Origin of the sequence: Robertkochia solimangrovi, assembly GCF_007279655.1 — a bacterium.
Lineage (GTDB): Bacteria > Bacteroidota > Bacteroidia > Flavobacteriales > Flavobacteriaceae > Robertkochia > Robertkochia solimangrovi.
Map to the genome: position 1 here is coordinate 94,998 of NZ_QKWN01000007.1, position 19,701 is coordinate 114,698.

General features: G+C 42.3%; 12 protein-coding genes. 10 read left to right on the forward strand and 2 right to left on the reverse strand.

Features of this window, described 5'->3' with window-relative positions; genetic code table 11:
* The first annotated feature begins 128 nt into the window (after nt 1–128).
* From DMZ48_RS10700 to DMZ48_RS10745, 10 genes are all read left to right on the forward strand, one after another.
* Nucleotides 129–5,006, forward strand: coding sequence for a DNA repair ATPase (locus DMZ48_RS10700; protein WP_143955141.1), 4,878 nt, complete (start codon nt 129–131; stop codon nt 5,004–5,006).
* A gap of 512 nt (nt 5,007–5,518) precedes the next feature.
* Nucleotides 5,519–7,159 carry a TldD/PmbA family protein gene (locus tag DMZ48_RS10705; RefSeq protein ID WP_143955142.1) on the forward strand — a complete coding sequence of 547 codons (1,641 nt, stop codon included), beginning with the start codon at nt 5,519–5,521 and terminating at the stop codon, nt 7,157–7,159.
* A gap of 27 nt (nt 7,160–7,186) precedes the next feature.
* The gene (locus DMZ48_RS10710; RefSeq protein ID WP_143955143.1) at nt 7,187–8,503 is read left to right on the forward strand and encodes a TldD/PmbA family protein; all 1,317 of its coding nucleotides are present in this window, start codon (nt 7,187–7,189) and stop codon (nt 8,501–8,503) included.
* Between the two features lie 114 nt (nt 8,504–8,617).
* Nucleotides 8,618–9,238: a DUF4159 domain-containing protein gene (locus DMZ48_RS10715; RefSeq protein WP_143955144.1), complete on the forward strand. Its 621-nt coding sequence runs from the start codon at nt 8,618–8,620 to the stop codon at nt 9,236–9,238.
* A 12-nt stretch (nt 9,239–9,250) separates the two neighbouring features.
* Nucleotides 9,251–10,246: an AAA family ATPase gene (locus DMZ48_RS10720; protein ID WP_143955145.1), complete on the forward strand. Its 996-nt coding sequence runs from the start codon at nt 9,251–9,253 to the stop codon at nt 10,244–10,246.
* Between the two features lie 6 nt (nt 10,247–10,252).
* Nucleotides 10,253–11,149, forward strand: a complete 897-nt coding sequence (locus DMZ48_RS10725) for a DUF58 domain-containing protein (RefSeq protein WP_143955146.1) — start codon at nt 10,253–10,255, stop codon at nt 11,147–11,149.
* Nucleotides 11,146–12,429 carry a BatA domain-containing protein gene (locus DMZ48_RS10730; RefSeq protein ID WP_143955147.1) on the forward strand — a complete coding sequence of 428 codons (1,284 nt, stop codon included), beginning with the start codon at nt 11,146–11,148 and terminating at the stop codon, nt 12,427–12,429. The genes DMZ48_RS10725 and DMZ48_RS10730 overlap by 4 nt, the downstream gene beginning before the upstream one ends.
* A complete protein-coding gene (locus tag DMZ48_RS10735) occupies nt 12,426–14,639 on the forward strand; it encodes a tryptophan-rich sensory protein (RefSeq protein WP_143955148.1) in 2,214 nt (737 codons plus the stop codon). Before DMZ48_RS10730 ends, DMZ48_RS10735 begins: the two co-directional genes overlap by 4 nt.
* On the forward strand, nt 14,632–16,365 hold the full coding sequence (locus DMZ48_RS10740; RefSeq protein ID WP_143955149.1) for a hypothetical protein: 1,734 nt from the start codon (nt 14,632–14,634) through the stop codon (nt 16,363–16,365). Before DMZ48_RS10735 ends, DMZ48_RS10740 begins: the two co-directional genes overlap by 8 nt.
* 181 nt (nt 16,366–16,546) lie before the next feature.
* A complete protein-coding gene (locus tag DMZ48_RS10745; protein ID WP_143955150.1) occupies nt 16,547–17,191 on the forward strand; it encodes a hypothetical protein in 645 nt (214 codons plus the stop codon).
* Between the two features lie 12 nt (nt 17,192–17,203).
* On the opposite strand, the gene DMZ48_RS10750 is transcribed toward DMZ48_RS10745, so the two are convergent.
* Nucleotides 17,204–19,159, reverse strand: a complete 1,956-nt coding sequence (locus DMZ48_RS10750) for a heavy metal translocating P-type ATPase (RefSeq protein ID WP_143955151.1) — start codon at nt 19,157–19,159, stop codon at nt 17,204–17,206.
* A 51-nt stretch (nt 19,160–19,210) separates the two neighbouring features.
* Entirely contained in the window at nt 19,211–19,627 is a 417-nt protein-coding gene (locus DMZ48_RS10755) for a Fur family transcriptional regulator (protein WP_143955152.1), read from the reverse strand.
* Nucleotides 19,628–19,701 lie beyond the last annotated feature (74 nt).

Genomic DNA, 19,701 nt, shown 5'->3' on the forward strand with positions numbered 1-19,701 from the left:
ACACCTGTCTTTTAATGAACTTCTGAAACACATGAATCGAAGGAAGTTCAGGTATGCAATTACCTCACCTATATAATAAATGCTTACTGTAACGGGAAACGAATTCCCCGGTAAATGCAAATTATCTCATGAATAAAGAGGAAGTAAAAAACACCAAGAATGACACCCTTGATGGTGGCACCTATGAGATCATACAGAAGCGGCTCTCCGAACATAAATCGGAACTACAAAACCGACTCAACCGTTTAAATGAATCACGTAAGTCTGTTTTCGGTTCTCTTGAAACTCAGCTGATCGCCAACAACCGGATCAGCACCGAAAACAACTGTGTAGCCCGGGATATGATCTCCCTGGGAAATACCTGTATATTCGGATATAATGTACATTTCGGCCTCAGAACCGAGATTAAACTTTCCGATGTATTCAGCATCTATGAATTCAAAGAGAACAGATTCGAATCGATCCCGTTGACGCTCATCAATGATGAGACCTTTACAACCGATTTTTCGAACCTGTACAAATATTACAGAAACACGATTTTCACGAAGTTTGCCAAAATTGGAAATTACCTTCATATGGTATTCCAGCTGAGTGAGAGTGTGACCGATATCAAGACCTTCAAATGGCTTATCAGAGATAACAGCCTGCAGTATATCGATAACCGAAGTGAACACGAATATAAGTTTCCGAAACAACATCAATTCAACTGGCAGGAAGCCACCAGAGATATGCAACGTTATGGAGACCATCCTCATGTGGCTATTCTGGACAAGGTCTTTGTGGAGACCGTAGGCGGAGATCTGACTATCAAGATCGAAGATAATACCGATGATGGTAAAGGGATCTATGCAGAACCGGTGGATTATCGTGATCAGACCCTGGATGACGGACAGATCCGGTTTGCGGATCTTGGTAACCTAATCGTTCTGGAGATAAAACCCTTTCAGGAAAGTCCGAGATATTTCGTGTACAACCATAAGATGCAGGAAGTAAAAAAGATCGAATCGGTTAAATCATCCGTTGTATTACTCCCGGATAATCAGGGTATTATTTTCCCGAACGGTTATTACCTTCAAACCGGTGAATTCCACCTTTTTGACAATGAAATAGAAGGCCTTAAATTTCAGGGAACGACACAATCTCCCAATGGCGAGGATTTCCTTTATACCTTTTTCTCTCCGGCCCAGGGAAATTATATCCTTATGGATTATAATATTATCGAACAGGAGATCAAAACCCCGATCACCTGTGGAGGATTTACCCTCCTGGAACACGGAGAACTCTGTTATTTCAAGACCGAAGCTGAACAGACCAAACACCATATGATCCAGATCTGGCAGACCCCCTACATTCAGGGCGACATTATGCCATCGGAACATCAGGACTCTATGTTGTACAAGATAGGCAACAAGGACATCGTAAAAGCTATGGCTGAGTCTCAGGAACTCATCACCCTATTGAACAAACAGGATAATTATGACGGACTCTATGAAGATATTGCCCGGCAATCTAAAAATATTCTGGATGCCTATTACTGGCTGAATGAACAGGAAACTGCAGTGTTGAGTGAACCACTTAGGGAGATCAATATGGCGGCGAATGCCGCGGTCGATGAATTCCAGAAAGTTACGCAGTTACGTAATAATGCGGTTAAACTTACCCGTGAGATCCAGAAGAAGGGTGAGGATCTTTTTGGCAAGATCAAGAGTACCTCTTTTAAAAGTATCGATGAATTCGTGATGCTGTTGACCGGACTAAGAGCTTTAAGAGGAGAGGCGATAGGGCTTTATGAAATTCGTTATATCGATGAAGCGCTGATCAAAAAGCTGGAAGCTGATATTTCCGAACAGACTTCGACCATTTCCAGAAGGTGCGTTGAATTCCTGTTACAGGATAAAGCGCTGCAACCCTACCATAAGAAGGTGGAAGAAAAACAGCAACGGCTAAAGAAGATCAAAAAGGTGATGGAAGCCAAAGAGCTGGAGGAAGAAGTCAGTTCTATAGCATCGGAGCTCGAAATGCTGATCGATATCGTCTCTAACCTCGATATCGAAGATACAGCACATTCCACCCAGATCATCGACAACATTTCACTCATCTTTTCGACCATCAACCAACTAAAGGCCGCGATCAGAAATGCAAGAAAGAGTCTTGGAAGCAAGGAAGCGACTGCTGATTTCGCTGCACAGCTGAAATTGATCGACCAGAGTATCATCAACTATCTGGACATGGCAGTGACTCCAGAAAAGTGTGATGAATTCCAGACAAAGGTCAGTATACAGCTGGAAGAGCTCGAAGGCAAATTTTCAGATTTCGAAGAATTCATATCCAGGATCATCGAAAAGCGGGAAGAGGTTTATTCAGCGTTTGAAAGCAAAAAGAGTACGATCAACGAAAAACGCAATAAAAAGGCAATCGCCTTACAAACCGCAGCGGAGCGTATCCTTAAAAGTATTTCAAAGAAGGCCGAAAGTCTGAAATCGGCTTCGGAGATCAATGGATACTATGCCTCAGACCTCATGGTAAACAAACTTCGTGATATAGTAGATCAGCTCAGAGAACTCGACGACAGTGGAAATGCTGAGGAGATCGAAACAGCTATCAAAACCAGTCGTGAAGATGCGCATAGAAAACTTAAAGACAAGCAGGATCTCTATGAAGACGGCGAGAATATTATCCGTCTGGGGAATCATAAATTCGGGGTAAACCGACAGGAACCCGACCTAAGTATCGTTTACAAAGAAAATAGATTATTCTATCATATCACAGGAACGGATTTTTACCAACCGTTGGATAACGCCATTTTGAACGACAGTAAGGCTTATTGGAATCAGGAATTCGTTTCGGAGAATGAAAATGTATATCGCGCTTCATTTCTCGCCTATAAATTATACACTACACAAGACACGGAATCCTTATCCGCCCTGAGTCCGGAGCAGTTATTGAGCTTTGTTCAGGAAGAATCCGGAAAGAATTATACGGAGGGTTATGTCAAAGGTGTTCATGATTTTGATACTGTAAAGATCCTAACGGTATTATTGGAAAAACACCGCCAGTTAGGCATCCTGAAATACAGTCCGTCGATCCGTGCATGTGCCAGATATTTCTGGGAACAACTCGATGAGGAAAAACGAGCGTATTACAATAATGCTATCAAAGCATCCGGTCATGTACTGCGCTATTTCCCCAAAAACAGGGAATACGATTTTCTGGTTGCCGAACTGGAAAAAGCCATAGGGAACTGTAATGAAAATACCGGTTTATTTCCGGCAGATAGGATCCCACAGGCAGCCTTATATCTGTTCGAGGAACTTCAGAGTGACGACAGTTTTACGGTAAGTATCATTGCGAAAAATACAGCCAAAATCTTTCTCGATCATCTCAAAAAGGAAAAGGCCACATCTGAATTTGAAACCAGTGTAAAAAGCCTTCAAAACATACCTGCCAAGGTACGACTGATCCGACAATGGTTGCAAGCTTACATCCGATCTGCGGGGACTGAAAAGTTATTGAGCTACACCGATGAAATAGCCTGTTGTATTTTGTTTCCCGAGAAGGAAGGAGCCACGATCGATTCAGATCCAAATGCGATGATCAACGAACTTAAAGGTGAACATTCCGGACTGGCGGAAGGAAAAATGAATTTCAATTATCATGAATTCTCAGATCGCCTTCAACACTATTTCAGAGTAAAAGTTCCGGCATTTCAGGAATTCAGAAAGACAAGACATGAAGTTACACTGGAACTGAAACACCGGTTAAAACTCGAAGAATTCAAACCCAGGGTACTGACTTCCTTCGTTAGAAATAAACTAATCGACCAGGTCTACTTCCCATTGTTCGGCGAAAATCTTTCCAAACAGCTAGGAAGCCTTGGAGATAACAGAAGGACAGACCGAATGGGAATGTTGTTACTGATCTCTCCTCCGGGATACGGTAAGACCACACTGATGGAATATATCGCTAACCGACTCGGACTCGTTTTCATGAAAATCAATGGTCCGGCTATCGGGCATGAAGTAACGTCTGTAGATCCAGAATCCGCCGGAAATTCAGCAGCAAGAGAGGAATTGAAAAAATTGAACCTCGCCTTTGAAATGGGAAATAATGTGATGTTATATCTCGATGATATTCAGCATTGCAATCCGGAATTTTTACAGAAGTTTATCTCTCTGGCAGACGGAACCCGAAAAATCGAAGGGGTCTTTAACGGGAATCCAAAGACCTATGATCTGAGAGGAAAGAAGTTCTGTGTGATCATGGCAGGTAACCCGTATACGGAAAGCGGTGAAAAGTTCAGGATTCCTGATATGCTGGCCAACCGTGCAGACATCTATAATCTTGGCGATATCATCGGAGATACTGCCGACCTGTTTAAACTTAGTTTGATCGAGAACTCGCTCACTTCAAATCCGGTGCTCCATCAATTGAGCAGTAGAAATTTTGAAGACGTCTACAAACTTATCGAGGGAGTGGAACAGAGAACCGAGCTCATCGAACTGTCAGGAAATCATACACAACAAGAGATCGCCGACTACAAATCGGTTCTAAACAAAGTACTCACAATCAGAAATACGGTCCTTAAGGTAAATGAGACCTATATCCGATCAGCGGGAATGGAAGATGAATATCGCACGGAACCTGCCTTTAAGCTCCAGGGATCTTACAGGGATATGAACAAACTCGTTTCTAAGATCGTACCGATCATGAATGACAAAGAGCTCGACAATGTACTGCTCTCCCATTACGAAAACGAGTCACAAACGCTTACTGCGGCCGCAGAAGCCAACCTTTTGAAGTTCAAAGAGCTTCATGGCGTCATTCAATCGAAAGATCAGGAACGCTGGAATACAATAAAAGAAACCTTTGTGAAAAACAATAAGCTCAAAGGAATTGGAGAGAACAATGAAATGGCGCAGTTACTGATGCAACTTATGAATTTTGGTGAAAATCTTGAAGGCATCAAGAAAGTATTAAGTCAGGGGTTCAGTAAAAACGGCAACTGATAACGCTTCCATAATTCACTGTATACGGTGGTATTCAATAGTAAGAATACCACCGTTTTTTTTCAGAAAATTCAAACATTTGCTAATAGAAACACCCCTGTCACCTGCCATATTACCACAGATCAATTGTGAATTTTTTGTTAAAACTTGCTTTGCATATAACTTTAACATACGATCGCTTATACTTCGAAACCCGATCTAATCCCCTTTAAATAGTTGGCTCAGAGCTTTTAGCACTTCGTGCTTTTTGTAATCGACGACTTCCTGAAGAATACATCTTTCGATCGGGATATATACTTTGCCAAAAATTTCCTATTTTAAGTCTTTATTTGAATTAATTTTTATCAAACACCATTTACATAGAAATATATTCAATAAAAAGAACGTTAATTTGATTTTTATTGAATTTTTATCAAAATAAACACTATAATTCTCGGAAGAATAAATAATAAGAGGAGTTCTTTTGAGAAACTATTAAAACCAGCATTAACTCAACCAAGTAAACTATTCTTATGAAAAGACGAGATTTTGTTCAACTGGCAGGATTGGGTGCAGGCGGACTGATGTTACCGGTTTCCATGTTTGGGAATTCGATCACCGCTGAAGCTTTACTCGAGCCGGGCATGGACGTTGCCGTTAAAAAACGAATGGCCGATGTAGCATTGAACACCGCAAAGTCGATGGGTGCCAGCTATGCCGATGCCCGTATCGGACGATACCTTAACCAGTATGTCTTCACCCGTGAAAAACAAGTACAAAATGTAGTAAATACCGAATCTTTCGGTATCGGTATCCGTGTGATTGCGAACGGAACGTGGGGCTTTGCTTCTACGAATAACGTTACCGAAGACGGAATCAAAAAAGCTACCGCTCAGGCCGTATCCATAGCCAAGGCGAATTCAAAAATCCAGAAGGAACCGGTAGTTCTGGCACCTACTCCATCTCAGGGAGAGGTTTCCTGGAAAACCCCGATAAAAAAGGATTTTAAAGAAGTTCCGGTTTCAGATAAGGTAGCTATTCTCTTAGCTGCCAATGCAGGCGCCATGGATAACGGTGCCAGTTTTGTGAACTCATCCTTATTCATGGTGAACGAACAAAAGTATTTCGCCTCCACAGACGGATCCTATATCGATCAGGATATCCACAGGATCTGGCCAACGTTCGGAGTCACCGCGATCGATCGAGCAGCAGGAAAGTTTAAATCGAGAGATGCGATGAGTGCTCCTATGGGAATGGGATTCGAATATATGGACGGATTAGCTTCAGAAAAGCTCAAAGGTCCGAACGGACTAACACTCTACCGCAATAGTTATGATATGGTAGAAGATGCTATCAGTGCTGCAAAACAAGCCAATGAAATGCTTTCCGCAAAATCTGTAGATCCGGGCAAATATGACCTTGTACTTGAGCCGAACCACCTTGGCCTGACCATCCATGAATCGGTAGGTCACCCTACCGAGCTCGACAGAGTATTGGGCTATGAAGCCAATTATGCAGGAACGAGTTTCGCTACCATGGACAAGTGGAAATCAGGAGATTTTAAATACGGCAGTGATCTCGTAAACATCTTCGCCGATAAAATCCAGCCGGGCTCCTTAGGCGCTGTTGGCTATGATGATGAAGGTGTAAAAACCAAAAAGTGGGATATTATCAAGGATGGTGTTCTGGTAAATTACCAGGCGATCAGAGATCAGGTAAGCATGCTGGGACAAAAGGAATCTCACGGATGTTGTTACGCACAAAGCTGGAATGACGTTCAATTCCAGCGAATGCCTAATATTTCCCTGGCACCTGGAAAAGAGAAATACTCCATCGATGATATGATCAAGGATGTGGAGAAAGGAATATATATTGCCGGAAGAGGGTCCTATTCAATAGATCAGCAACGTTATAATTTCCAATTCGGCGGAACCGTTTTCTATGAGATTAAAGACGGTAAGATCGTCGGAATGCTAAACGATGTGGCCTATCAGTCGAATACCCAGGAATTCTGGAATTCATGCGTTAAAATATGTGATGAGAGTGACTACCGAATGTTCGGTTCTTTCTTTGACGGAAAAGGTCAGCCATCACAGGTGAGTGCCGTTTCACACGGAAGTTCAACCTCGAGGTTTAACGATATCAATGTGATAAACACCGGCAGAACTATTTAATGTTTCTCTCACTCTAACCTTAAAATCATGGCAATATTTACAAAAGAAGAAGCTAAAAAAATAATGGAAAAAGCGTTGAGCTTTTCCACCGCAGACACCTGCACGATCAATATGAGCGGTAGTGAAAGTGGTAATATCCGATATGCAAGAAATACGGTATCTACCTCCGGACACCGATCCAATCAATCCCTTCAGGTCGAATCCAGTTATGGGAAAAGAACCGGTACGGCTACCATCGACGAATTCGATGATGCCTCCCTTGAAAAAGTGGTTAAGCGTTCAGAGGAACTGGCAAAATTATCTCCGGAAAATCCGGAATTTATGGAACCACTTGGGCCGCAATCCTATGACGAATCTATCAATTTCGTACAATCAACAGCAGACATTTCTCCCGAATACAGAGCAGAAGTAGCAGCGACCAGTATAGAACCGGCAACAACCAGTGATGTTACCGCAGCCGGGTTCTTAAATGACCGTTCCGGATTCTCAGCCCTTTTAAATTCCAAAGGTCTATTCGCCTATAACCAATCGACCGATGTTGATTTTACCGTAACCATGCGTAGCAATGATGGTACCGGTTCCGGATGGGCATCCGCCGATTTCAACGATGTGAATAAGTTCGATGCAAAAGCCACTTCTGACATAGCGATCAAGAAAGCGGTAATGTCTAAGAATGCCCGCGCTATTGAACCCGGAAAATATACAGTAATACTGGAACCGGCTGCGGCATCAGACCTGTTGAGAAATATGTTCCGTGCCTTTAATGCCAGAACCGCAGACGAAGGACGTAGTTTTATGTCAAAAGAAGGAGGAGGTACAAAATTAGGAATGCAGATCGTAGACGAAAGAGTCAATATCTGGTCTGACCCTCTCCATCCTGAAATTCCGGGAAGAACCTGGGATGGAGAAGGATTACCCGTTAAAAAAATGAAATGGATTGAGAACGGGGTGGTTAAGAACCTTAGATATGATCGCTATTGGGCCAGTCAAAAAGGGGTTGAACCTACTCCAGGCGCTTTTAACTTTATTATGGAGGGTGGTGATTCATCACTGGAAGACCTGATCAAAGAGACCAGGAAAGGCATTTTGGTTACGCGACTTTGGTATATCCGAAGTGTTGACCCGCAAACCTTACTTTATACCGGACTAACCCGTGACGGCACATTTTATATCGAAAACGGAAGGATCAAACATCCGGTTAAAAACTTCAGATTTAACGAGAGTCCGATCATCATGTTGAACAATCTTGAAAAATTAGGAGAACAAGTACGAACCAATGGTAGTCTTGTGCCTTATATGAAGATACGTGACTTCACATTCACCAGTTTATCTGATGCAGTTTAAAAACAGTCAGTAACTAACTACTATTAAACTGGTTGTCCGCACAGAGCAGGACAACCAGTTTTTAATTGATAAAATTACCGGGAATAAAAGAACCCCAAAATACAGCAGGTCAAGGTGATTAATGAATTTTTCTTCACGAGATTACAATACGAATCCGGTGATTGGGATGTAGACCAGCGAATGCCGTCCAATCTTTTGAATTCACTGGTGGAATACACCACACTGAAAGTCGATAAACAGGAAAATATCGTTCCCCTGAGTAGTGATGAGATCTTCAATTGCCCCTTCTGTTATCTGTCCGGGCACAAATTGGTGGAATTCACCAAAAAGGAACAAGAAAATTTCATAAAATACGTGAACAATGGCGGTTTTGTCTTTGTCGATGACTGTAATCATGATATCGACGGTTTATTCGCCAAATCATTTGAACGACAAATGGAAGTTCTGTTCGGTGCCGGTAAACTTGAAAAGATACCAAACGATCATGAACTCTATACTGTCTTTTTCAGTTTTGAAGATGGTCCGCCGACCACTTCCCAGGAACTGAATGGCTGGGGAGATGATCTTGTTCATGATTACCTGAAAGCCATCATAGTCAATGACAGAATAGGCGTCTTATACAGCAACAAAGACTATGGCTGTGAATGGGATTATGATTTCCGAAATAAGCGATGGTATAAGATCGATAACACCCGTTTCGGGGTTAATATTGTTATGTATGCACTCACATCCTAAACAGGATCAACTATGAATAATGAATTAGTAAAAGCATCTGAAGAAATTACAGCACTGACCTCAAAGATCAAAGATCTGAAAAAAGAGATCGGGAAGGTCATCGTCGGACAAGAAGAAACGGTAGAACAACTGCTGATCACTTTTCTGGCAGGCGGACATGCTCTTCTGGAAGGCGTTCCGGGACTTGCAAAAACACTCATGATCAGAACGCTGGCACAAGCGATCGATTTGAAATTTAAAAGAATTCAGTTCACCCCTGATCTTATGCCATCTGATATTATCGGAACGGAAATACTGGAAGAGGATCAGACGACCGGAAAAAAATTCTTCAAATTCAGTAAAGGTCCCATATTCGCCAACATCATCCTGGCTGATGAGATCAACCGAACTCCGCCAAAAACGCAATCAGCACTTCTCGAGGCGATGCAGGAATTTGAAGTCACCTATTCCGGAAAGACCTATCCTCTGGAAAAACCTTTCTTTTTGCTTGCCACGCAAAATCCGATCGAACAGTCCGGTACCTTTCCTTTACCAGAAGCACAGCAGGATCGATTTCTTTTCTATATAAAGATCGGATATCCCACTGAAACCGAAGAGACGAATATTCTGAAAAGTACTACTGGTGGAAAGAAGGCCGTTGTGAATTCTGTAATCTCCGGTGAAGATATATTCCGGTTACAGCAACTGGTCCGGGAAGTTTTTATAAGTGATGAGCTGATCACCTATGTTAGCCGCCTCATTCGCACTACCAGACCGGAAACTACAAATAACACCTATGTCAAAGAATGGGTTGGCTGGGGAGCTGGCCCCCGGGCAGGACAAGCATTGATCCTGACCGCAAAAGCAAGAGCACTTCAGGAAGGCAGATTTTCGGTAACTCCGGAAGACCTCGAAAAGATCGCGCTGCCTGTGCTGCGACACCGAGTGATTGTAAATTTCAAAGCTGAAGCTGAAGGAATCACCTCAGACGATGTAACCCGAGAACTTTTAAAAAGTATCCGACCTTAAAGATCTATGAAACAGGATTACCATCAACTTCTTAAACCCGATGTTATCAATTCCGTATCCGGACTGGCTTTGATCGCCAGGGTGATCGTCGATGGGTATCTTGCCGGAATGAACAGTAGTCGCCGGATCGGTTATGGTATGGAATTCAATCAGTACAAGCATTATGAACCCGGTGATGATCTCCGGCTACTTGACTGGAAAATGCTTGCGCGATCGGGGAAGCATTATATAAAGAAATCAGAGATCGAAACGAACGTTTCCGTCAAATTCGTCATCGATTCAAGTAAATCGATGCAACATGAAGAGGGAGCGATCCGTAAGATCGACTTTGTTAAAGTTATGGTTGCAGCCCTGGCTTATCTCTCCAATTCACAAGGAGATGAAATTGGATTATTCTCGATGAACAACCTGAACATTGAATCTTTATATCCCGGAGGGTCCAAACAACACTTCAATTATTTCCTGCATAAACTAATCGCGATCGAAGCTGAAGGAACTCAGGCAGATCATCGTCTGGCCCTACAGCATTTACATACCAGAAAGCAAAAAGAACTTATCATCTTCATCTCCGACATGTATGAAACGAATCGGGAACTGAGCACGGTTCTTAAAGGATTGAAAACTCCGAAGAATGAGGTGATCGTTTTTCATGTTATGGGTAAAAATGAACTTGATTTCAACTATAAAGGCTCGTTAACTTTTGAAGACCTTGAAACCGGAGAAAGTATAAAGATCGATGCAGGAGAAGCCAGGTCTTCATATATGGAAGCCCTGGCTTCCATGGAAGAAAGCTTACGAGCTGAATTACTCGCCAATGATATCACCTATCAGCTCATCAATCTGAACACCCCGGCAGGAACAGTATTACAATCCTTCCTGAAGAAACGAAATAACATGTCATGACCTTTACCGATCCAACATATCTGTGGGCATTGTCCGGTTTACTGCTCCCGCTGGCCATTCATTTACTGAGTAAGAAGGAAGGCAAAGTAGTGCGCGTAGGAAGCATTCAACTGCTGAAAACATCCAATCCCAGACAATCGAAACATATACGGATCAACGAAATTCTATTGTTGATACTCCGCATGTCGATCATTACCATCGCTGTAATGATCATGGCCGGAATCTCAATACCCGCTTCTGCAAAAAAAAATAAAATCATCTACCTTATCGAACCGGAATTGTATAACAGTAACCTGTTTTCCTACGATACACTACCACAAGATGCAGTACGCATTCTCTATCCCGGATTACCGGATCCGGAAACCTTTCAAAATACGGCAGACGAACAACGTTCTCCTGATTACTGGAGTCTCGCTAAAGAAGCCCAGTCACTACCTGCCGATAGTCTGATCGCTTATATCAGTGGGAAAGTAAACTCAATACAAGGTAAACGCCCTACCTTTTCAAAACCTGTACATTGGATTAAAATAAATCGCTGTGACCCGCAAACCATTCCGCTAAAAGCTATCGCAAAAGACGACGGAATAATGCTTTATAGCCTTAGAACCGATTGTAATGCTTCGGTGATCGAAAAGCAGATCATTCCCGGAGGTAACATTTCCGTTGTATTTAATGAATCCCGGGACAGCATTCGTTTAAATTCCTCCCAGAACAAGGAATGGATTCCCTATACTCCTTCCGCAGTGCAAAAGATAATGTTTGACACGGCACCGAAGTTCAAAAAGGATAGTGTGTATCTTGATGCTTTGCTATCCGCTGCTTACGAATTCCTGGAAATCAAAATGGAAAAGTATCGTTTTAATACTGATGCTGTGACGGAGACCGATCTTTTGGTTTGGCTAAATGAGGAGCCCCTGCCTTCAACGAAATCCATGGTCATAAGAATTGGAACAGACTCTTTAGCCAATTCAATGATAGTACAGGGGGCTTCCGTAAACCGATGGAGGCTGACTACCCGGTTAAATGAAGAGAATATCTTCGATGCGAAACTATCAAACGCTTTGATAAAAATACTTACTGAGGATCCGAATTTGTCGGAATCTATTCAAGAAAAAGACCAACGCACGATTTCATCCTCTGAATTAAAGATGAGATCGGCAACAAATGATGTAGCCGGAAAAAGACAAACTGCAGCATTTAAAATGAATCGATGGCTTTGGCTATTTTTATTCCTAATGCTCGTAGCCGAAAGGATCATCGCCTACTTAAGAAAACAATGAGCAGTCATAAAGCCATACAACAATTCAGAAACCGACGACAATCATTATTGTATCTGGAGGGTTCGCTTTACGCTATAGGTTCCGCCATACTGGTCTATTTCCTTACCAATCAGGCATTCATCGGAGTTTCCATATTTATTTTGGTGATCCTGATCTTTCTGTGGCGTCGTAAACCCTGGAAGATCACGATGGAACGTACGGTTGCCTTTATCGATACACAAGTGCCAAAGGCTGAATACAGTGCAGCACTTTTATTACAACCCAAGGACAATCTTACCCTCCTGGGGCAATTACAACGTGAAAAACTGATTGAGGAATTACCGGAAGCGATCCAAAAGATCAGAATTAGCAGACCTTTCTATAAATCTTTGGCGATCTGTACGTTTCTTATCTTTATCGGATTTCTATGTAACAGATACGACTTGATTCTGAGACCCGGAAATTCCATAAAAGACAACGTCCCTCCATCCCTTAACTTCACTCCGGGCGGAACACCCGATGATTCGGTTCGAATACCGGAGATACAAAATTTGCAAATACGGATCACTCCACCTGCTTATACCGGATTATCAGCAGTGAACAACACTGAAATGAATCTAAGATTTCCGGCAGGATCCAAAATCACGTGGCAAATGGAGTTTTCCGGGGACATTGCGGATGTATGGATGGAAGCGAACAAAGACAGTTTACCTTTTTCTATAAACTCCGAAAAATACAACCTGTCCTTTATACCCAAAGGCTCCCAATTATATAATCTTGCCTTCACCGACACCAAAGGTACCATCTACATTTCAGAGATTCACTCGCTCGAACTGATCAATGATAATATACCGGATATCACCATCGATGGTATCGATCAATTTACTAATTACGAATATAGCGATGATATCACTTTTCGATTTATGACAGATATTCGCGACGACTATGGTCTGGGTGACATCGCTATAGTTGCTACCGTCGGTAAAGGAAGTGGTGAATCCATAAAATTCAGAGAAGAGCGCCTTGAGTTTTCCGATTACCGCCCTTCCGGACTTAAGAATGTTTCCCTTTCCAAATCGATTGATCTTTTAAAAATGGGCATGGAGCCTGGCGATGAACTCTATTTCTATGTCGAAGCAAGTGACCTGAAAACACCGACCCCTCAAATTGCACGTAGCGATACGTATTTTGCTAAATTAAAGGATACGGCAACCTTTGAATTTGCAGTCGAGGGAAATCTCGGAGTAGACCTCATGCCCGATTATTTCCGGAGCCAGCGCCAGCTAATTATCGATACGGAGAGACTGATTAAAGAGAAGAACAAACTCCCCGTAAAAGACTTTAACAGCAGAAGTAATGAATTAGGTTTCGATCAAAAAGCATTACGCTTAAAGTATGGGCAGTTCATGGGTGACGAAGCCGAAGATGCCATACAACCCGTAGGCGCTTTGGAAGAATCACATGGCGATGATGAAAATAAAGATCCCTTGAAGGGTTATAAACATGATCATGATTCTGAAAATGAACAGCATCTCGTTCCGGAAAAGGAAAATAAAGACGGGGAAGATCATGAAGATCCGCTTGAAGAGTATCTGCATAATCATGACGACCCGGAGGAATCTACACTATTCACCCAATCATTAAAGACCAAATTACGAGCAGCGATGAACGAAATGTGGGATTCTGAATTGCAATTGCGTTTATTCAAACCGGAGCTTTCCTTACCCTACCAATACAGCGCTTTAAAACTTTTACAGGAGATCAAGAACAGTGCTCGTATCTATGTACACAGGATCGGATTTGATCCTCCTCCGATAAAGGAGGAAAAAAGATTGAGTGGCGAATTGAAAGAGATCAGTAGCTATGACAAGAAAGACAGCCACGCAAAAGACGATCATGAAATCTATACCCGGGAACTGATCAAAAGACTGGAGTATTTAAAAAAGAATCCTGAATCGATCACTGATGAGGATAAAAAACTCTTCCGTGAAGCAGGAGGTGAACTTGCCGGAAAGGCCATCGAAGCTCCAGGCAATTATTTGGAAAGTCTACAGCAATTGAAACTCCTTTCAGAAGGTGGATCAGGAACGGTGGAACTATTTTCAACCCTGCAACGAGACATCCTTAAATCACTAAGTAATTCTGAACCTGTTCCAGGCATATCCGTAACAAATAGCAAAAACAGCCTACAGGAATTATTGTTAAAAGCATTGTACACAGACGATGAATAAGATCCATTTCCTTGAGCAAAATTGGTTTTGGCCGGTATTAATTGCGGCCTTGCTTATCTGGTTGGTTTTTCTATGGAAAGAATTGAAAATCCCAAATAATAAAAAGCGGATATTAAATGGAGCCATCGCATTTATAGGCATCACTGCATTAGTGTTAATGATCCTTCAACCCGTTATCAGGAAAAGATCCGACAGTGGTTATGCCGTACTGCTAACCGAGGCATACTCAAAAAATCAGCTTGATAGTCTGAATAAGACGATCAAAGGGATCAAAAAAGTAAAGTATATACACAACATGCCATTGCAGGAACTCGAAGCCTTTGAAAAACTAATAATACTGGGAAATGGAATTCCAACTTATGAAATAAACAGATTTAAAAAATTCAATGTGCAGTATCTCCGAAACAATTTCCCGGAGGGTATCCATCGTTTACATTATAATGCAAGGGCGGAGATCGGTTCAATATTAAAAGTGGAAGGACTCTATGAAGGGACCTCTCCCGGCCATTGGCTTACCTTGCTCGATCCTGGAGGTTCACCGGTTGACTCTGTAAAACTTCCCGATATATCCACCGCTACGTTTACACTGCGCACACCTTTGAAGACCCTGGGAAATTACAGTTATGCTATCTCTGAAAAGGATAGCCTTGGTAAAATTTTAAAGACCGATCCTATTCCGGTAACCATTTCAGAAAAGATCTTACCTCGCATACTTATCATAAACGCCTATCCTTCCTTTGAGACGAAATACCTAAAAAATTATTTAGCAGACCGTTCCTGTGAGGTGCTGGTAAAAACCAGAGTTTCAAAAGATAAGTATAAAACGGAAGCATTTAATTCCGGCGGCAGTATCGCTGGCAAAAGCATTGCCAAACTATTAGAAGACACAGATCTGCTGATCATCGACTTGGCATCTCTAAAGGATTGGTCGTCTACAATGACTCAAACACTCAAAAACCAAATCTTAAACAAAGGGCTGGGAATAATCATTCAGGCAGATGATGATCTTTGCGGTTCAAGAGACGATTGGTTCTGCTTTTCCGCTAATAATGATGGCAAGGAAACAATCGTGCCGGACCAATACCCGGAAACTGCCATCCAGAAATATCCAGTTTCGATCCGATCGGAAAACGGGATCTTCCCGGTGCTTACTTCCGGCAATTCCATTGTGGCAGCTTATAGAAAAAAAGGTCTGGGAAGAGTTGGCATTACAACGATACGTGATAGCTACGAACTGATCTTAAAAGGCAATGAAAATTCCTATCAGCAGTTTTGGAGTACTTTCCTGGAATCTGTCTCCAAAAGAAAAGACATAAATACACAATGGGACAGCGATGCTATATCCTATCAGGATGAACCCTTCACATTTACGGTTTCGACCTCGATCGAAAATCCGGTAATCCTACTAGATTCCGTCGTTAGGATCCCAATATTATATGATCATACCGGCACAGGAATCACCTATCCGGAAACCCCGGGATGGCATGATTTACAAGTACAGCAGGATTCTTCCTCAGTTTACAATTTTTACACTTACAGGGAGGAGAATTGGAAAACCATGAAAACCTATGAACAAATCAAAAGGAATCAGGCACAATTCAATTCAAATTCAAACAGCGTAAATCAGGTATATTATTCCCAGCCCTGGACTCCGATATGGTTCTTCTTAGTGTTTTTGTTTTGTATGGGATATTTATGGCTGCAACCCAAACTTTTGAATTCGTAACGCAATTTCTAGCACTTAAAATTAATCATTTGAATTTCAGTAAAATACATTAAATTTATTCGGGATATCACGTTATGTTTTCATAGATATCAATTCGAAAGGAATTTTAAGAATTGGTATTACCTGAGGCTTTACCTGCATGAATGTATTTATAAAAAACATTGTAATTGCTATATGTCTGATGATTACCGGATCGCTTTGCGCTCAGGAAGAATTATTCGGTGAATTTGAGCTGAAAAAGAATTTCCATCAAAGTGAAAAATGGACGCATACAGGAGTCTTAAATTACAAGCATATTTATAATTCCATCGGCTGGAGACGTTTTGCCATCTATGCTTTTACCCACCGAAAATTAAATGAAATGTGGATCCTGACCGGTGGATTATCGGTGTATTACAGATTTGACAGGGAGATCGAAAATTTCATTGAAGTAAAACCCTGGATCGGAATTCGCATGCATGTGCCTATTACGGAAGACCTGGTTCTATTGGAACATCTCAGACTCGAATGGCGTAACTTTCTCCTCGGTGAGCATCAAAACTATTTTCGAACGCGCTTTCTTGTTCACCTTAAATATACCTTTAATCGGAAACCCGAGGAAAACACGTTCTGGAACTTACAGGGCGGATTAGAGTGGTATCTTTTAAAAGATCCCATCTTGCGTGAACGCTATGCGAACTCTCGTAAATACACCCTGCGCCTTTCGAAACATTTCACCAATGGCTCTGCTGTTATCGTGGGATATGACTACGAGAAATTCTATAATATTGAGATCACCAACAAAGTAAACGGGCATACGATTTTCCTGGGATATCAGTTCAACTGATATAAAGGATCATCATTTCCAGGTCATACGTTGTAATCGTACCGCATTGAGAATTGCCAACAGGGCCACACCTACATCGGCAAAAACCGCTTCCCACATGGTCGCCAACCCTCCGGCACCCAAAGCGAGTACGATGAGTTTTACACCAAACGCCAGTAAAATATTTTGCCAGACGATACTACGGGTAGATTTACCGATCCTGACGGCGGTGACTACTTTTGATGGTTCATCGGTCTGGATGATCACATCGGCAGTTTCTATGGCCACATCACTACCCAGAGCACCCATGGCTATCCCCACATCGCTTGCTGCCAGTACAGGAGCATCGTTGATACCGTCACCCATAAACCCGGTCAATCCTTCCTTAGTACCCGCTTTGATCCTCTCAACCTTTTCCAGCTTTTCTTCGGGCAGTAGATCACCCTGTGCTTCTTTTATACCCAATTGACCTGCGATCCTTTTCGTGATTTCATCTTTATCACCCGATAAGATCACAAGATTGTGAATTCCCACATCCCGAAGCGCAGCTGGTATTGATGTGGCATCCTCTTTAAGTTCATCGGCAATGATGACATAGCCTCCAAATTTGTTATCAATACTTACCAATACGATAGTTTCGACAATTTCTCCAACTTCTTCAGGTATAGAAATTCCAAATTCCTGCATCAGTGCTCCATTACCGGCAAGTATATGTTTTCCATTTACCGTACCCGAAAGTCCTTTACCGGCGATCTCTCTTACATCGGCAGCATGATAGGCGGATTCCCCGTCATACTCCCTGATCGCCCGTGCAATCGGATGATTTGATTGTTCTTCAAGCGATATCAGGTAACGCAGCAATTCAGATTCATCCATACCTATTGCCTTCACTTCAGAAACCCGGAATATACCTTTGGTTACGGTTCCTGTTTTATCCATGACCAGGGTTTTCATTTTAGTAATCGCGTCGAGAAAGGAAGCACCTTTAAACAAGATACCGTTTCGCGATGCTGCCCCTAACCCGCCGAAATAGCCAAGTGGAATAGAAATAACCAGGGCGCAGGGACAAGAGATTACCAGAAAGATCAAGCCTCTGTATAACCAGTCTCTGAAAATATACGCATCGGTAAAAAAGTAAGGCAGGAAAACTACCAGCAGTGCAAGTATGACGACTGCCGGCGTATAGATTCTGGCAAATTTACGGATGAATAGTTCGGTCTTTGATTTTCTGGCGGTAGCATGCTGGACCAAGTCGAGTATTTTACCGATGGAACTGTCATTGAACTTCCGGGTCACCTCCATCATAACCACTCCATCCAGATTTATCCCTCCGGCATATACCGGTTCTCCTTTCAAGACGGTCGCAGGTTTACTTTCTCCGGTTAATGCTGCCATGTTGAGGGAAGCCTTATCCGAGATAAGGACCCCGTCAAGCGGAACCTTTTCTCCGGTTCTTACCTGAAGTTTTGCTCCGATCTCAACTTCTTCCGGATCGGTGGGCTTTATACCTTCATCGGTAATGATATTGGCAACTTTAGGTCGCACTTCCAATAACGCCCTGATACTTCCCCTTGCCCTGCTTACTGCTTGGTGTTGAAACAACTCGCCTACTGAATAGAAAAGCATCACCGCCACTCCTTCCGGATATTCACCGATCGCGAAAGCTCCTAAAGTTGCTAAGGACATCAGGAAAAATTCTGTGAAGACATCTCCTTTGGACATGGATTTAAGACCTTGCTTAAGCACCGGCAATCCTACTGGCATATAAGCGATCAAATACCAAATAAGGCGCGTATAACCTTTAAAAAAACTGAGTTCCAACTGATCGGCAATGATTCCGATGATCAGGAAAATCAAACTTACAAGGGAAGGAACATATTCACGGATTCCTCCATGATCATGAGACTCAGAACCACTGTGATCATGGTCATGAGAATGACCTGTTGATTGCCCGGGTTTAAGATCCCTTAGGTTTACCTTTTTCTTCATTTTCAGTATTTTATTCAAAGTACCGAAAATCAGCAATGCAACAGAAGTGCATTAATTCAGATTACACTTATCACACACACCTTTGATGACCAGATTGGCGTTTTCTGCTACGAATCCATCAGGCACTTCGATCGGAGGGATCTTATGATCGGTCAGGCATTTGGTTTCATTACATTCATTGCAGTGAAAATGTAAATGCAGGTCACTTTTTATATTACAATTACATCCGGGTTCGCACAAGGCATATTTAAGAACCCCTGTGCCGTCATCGATCTGATGTACGATCCTGTTCTCCTCAAAGGTCTTTATGGTACGGTACAAAGTCGATCTGTCAGCCCTACCAAATGCATTCTCAATTTCACTCAGCGCCACAACAGACCTCCTCTCATAAAGATAACGATAAACAAGCAACCTCGAAGCGGTTACCCTTATTTTGTTCCGTTCCAGTATTTCTTCTATTTCCTTCATAATTCTTGTAGTATTGTACTTTCTGACCCTCTCAAACCTCCCTTCTGCAAAAGAATTTTTTCAAGACGCTTTTC

Bases quoted from the DNA above. Each gene is read 5' to 3' on its own strand.
- DMZ48_RS10750 (WP_143955151.1), bottom strand. From the start codon at position 19,159: ATGAAGAAAAAGGTAAACCTAAGGGATCTTAAACCCGGGCAATCAACA.
- DMZ48_RS10755 (WP_143955152.1), bottom strand. From the start codon at position 19,627: ATGAAGGAAATAGAAGAAATACTGGAACGGAACAAAATAAGGGTAACC.
- DMZ48_RS10745 (WP_143955150.1), top strand. From the start codon at position 16,547: ATGATTACCGGATCGCTTTGCGCTCAGGAAGAATTATTCGGTGAATTT.
- DMZ48_RS10735 (WP_143955148.1), top strand. From the start codon at position 12,426: ATGAGCAGTCATAAAGCCATACAACAATTCAGAAACCGACGACAATCA.
- DMZ48_RS10705 (WP_143955142.1), top strand. From the start codon at position 5,519: ATGAAAAGACGAGATTTTGTTCAACTGGCAGGATTGGGTGCAGGCGGA.
- DMZ48_RS10725 (WP_143955146.1), top strand. From the start codon at position 10,253: ATGAAACAGGATTACCATCAACTTCTTAAACCCGATGTTATCAATTCC.
- DMZ48_RS10720 (WP_143955145.1), top strand. From the start codon at position 9,251: ATGAATAATGAATTAGTAAAAGCATCTGAAGAAATTACAGCACTGACC.
- DMZ48_RS10700 (WP_143955141.1), top strand. From the start codon at position 129: ATGAATAAAGAGGAAGTAAAAAACACCAAGAATGACACCCTTGATGGT.
- DMZ48_RS10710 (WP_143955143.1), top strand. From the start codon at position 7,187: ATGGCAATATTTACAAAAGAAGAAGCTAAAAAAATAATGGAAAAAGCG.
- DMZ48_RS10740 (WP_143955149.1), top strand. From the start codon at position 14,632: ATGAATAAGATCCATTTCCTTGAGCAAAATTGGTTTTGGCCGGTATTA.
- DMZ48_RS10730 (WP_143955147.1), top strand. From the start codon at position 11,146: ATGACCTTTACCGATCCAACATATCTGTGGGCATTGTCCGGTTTACTG.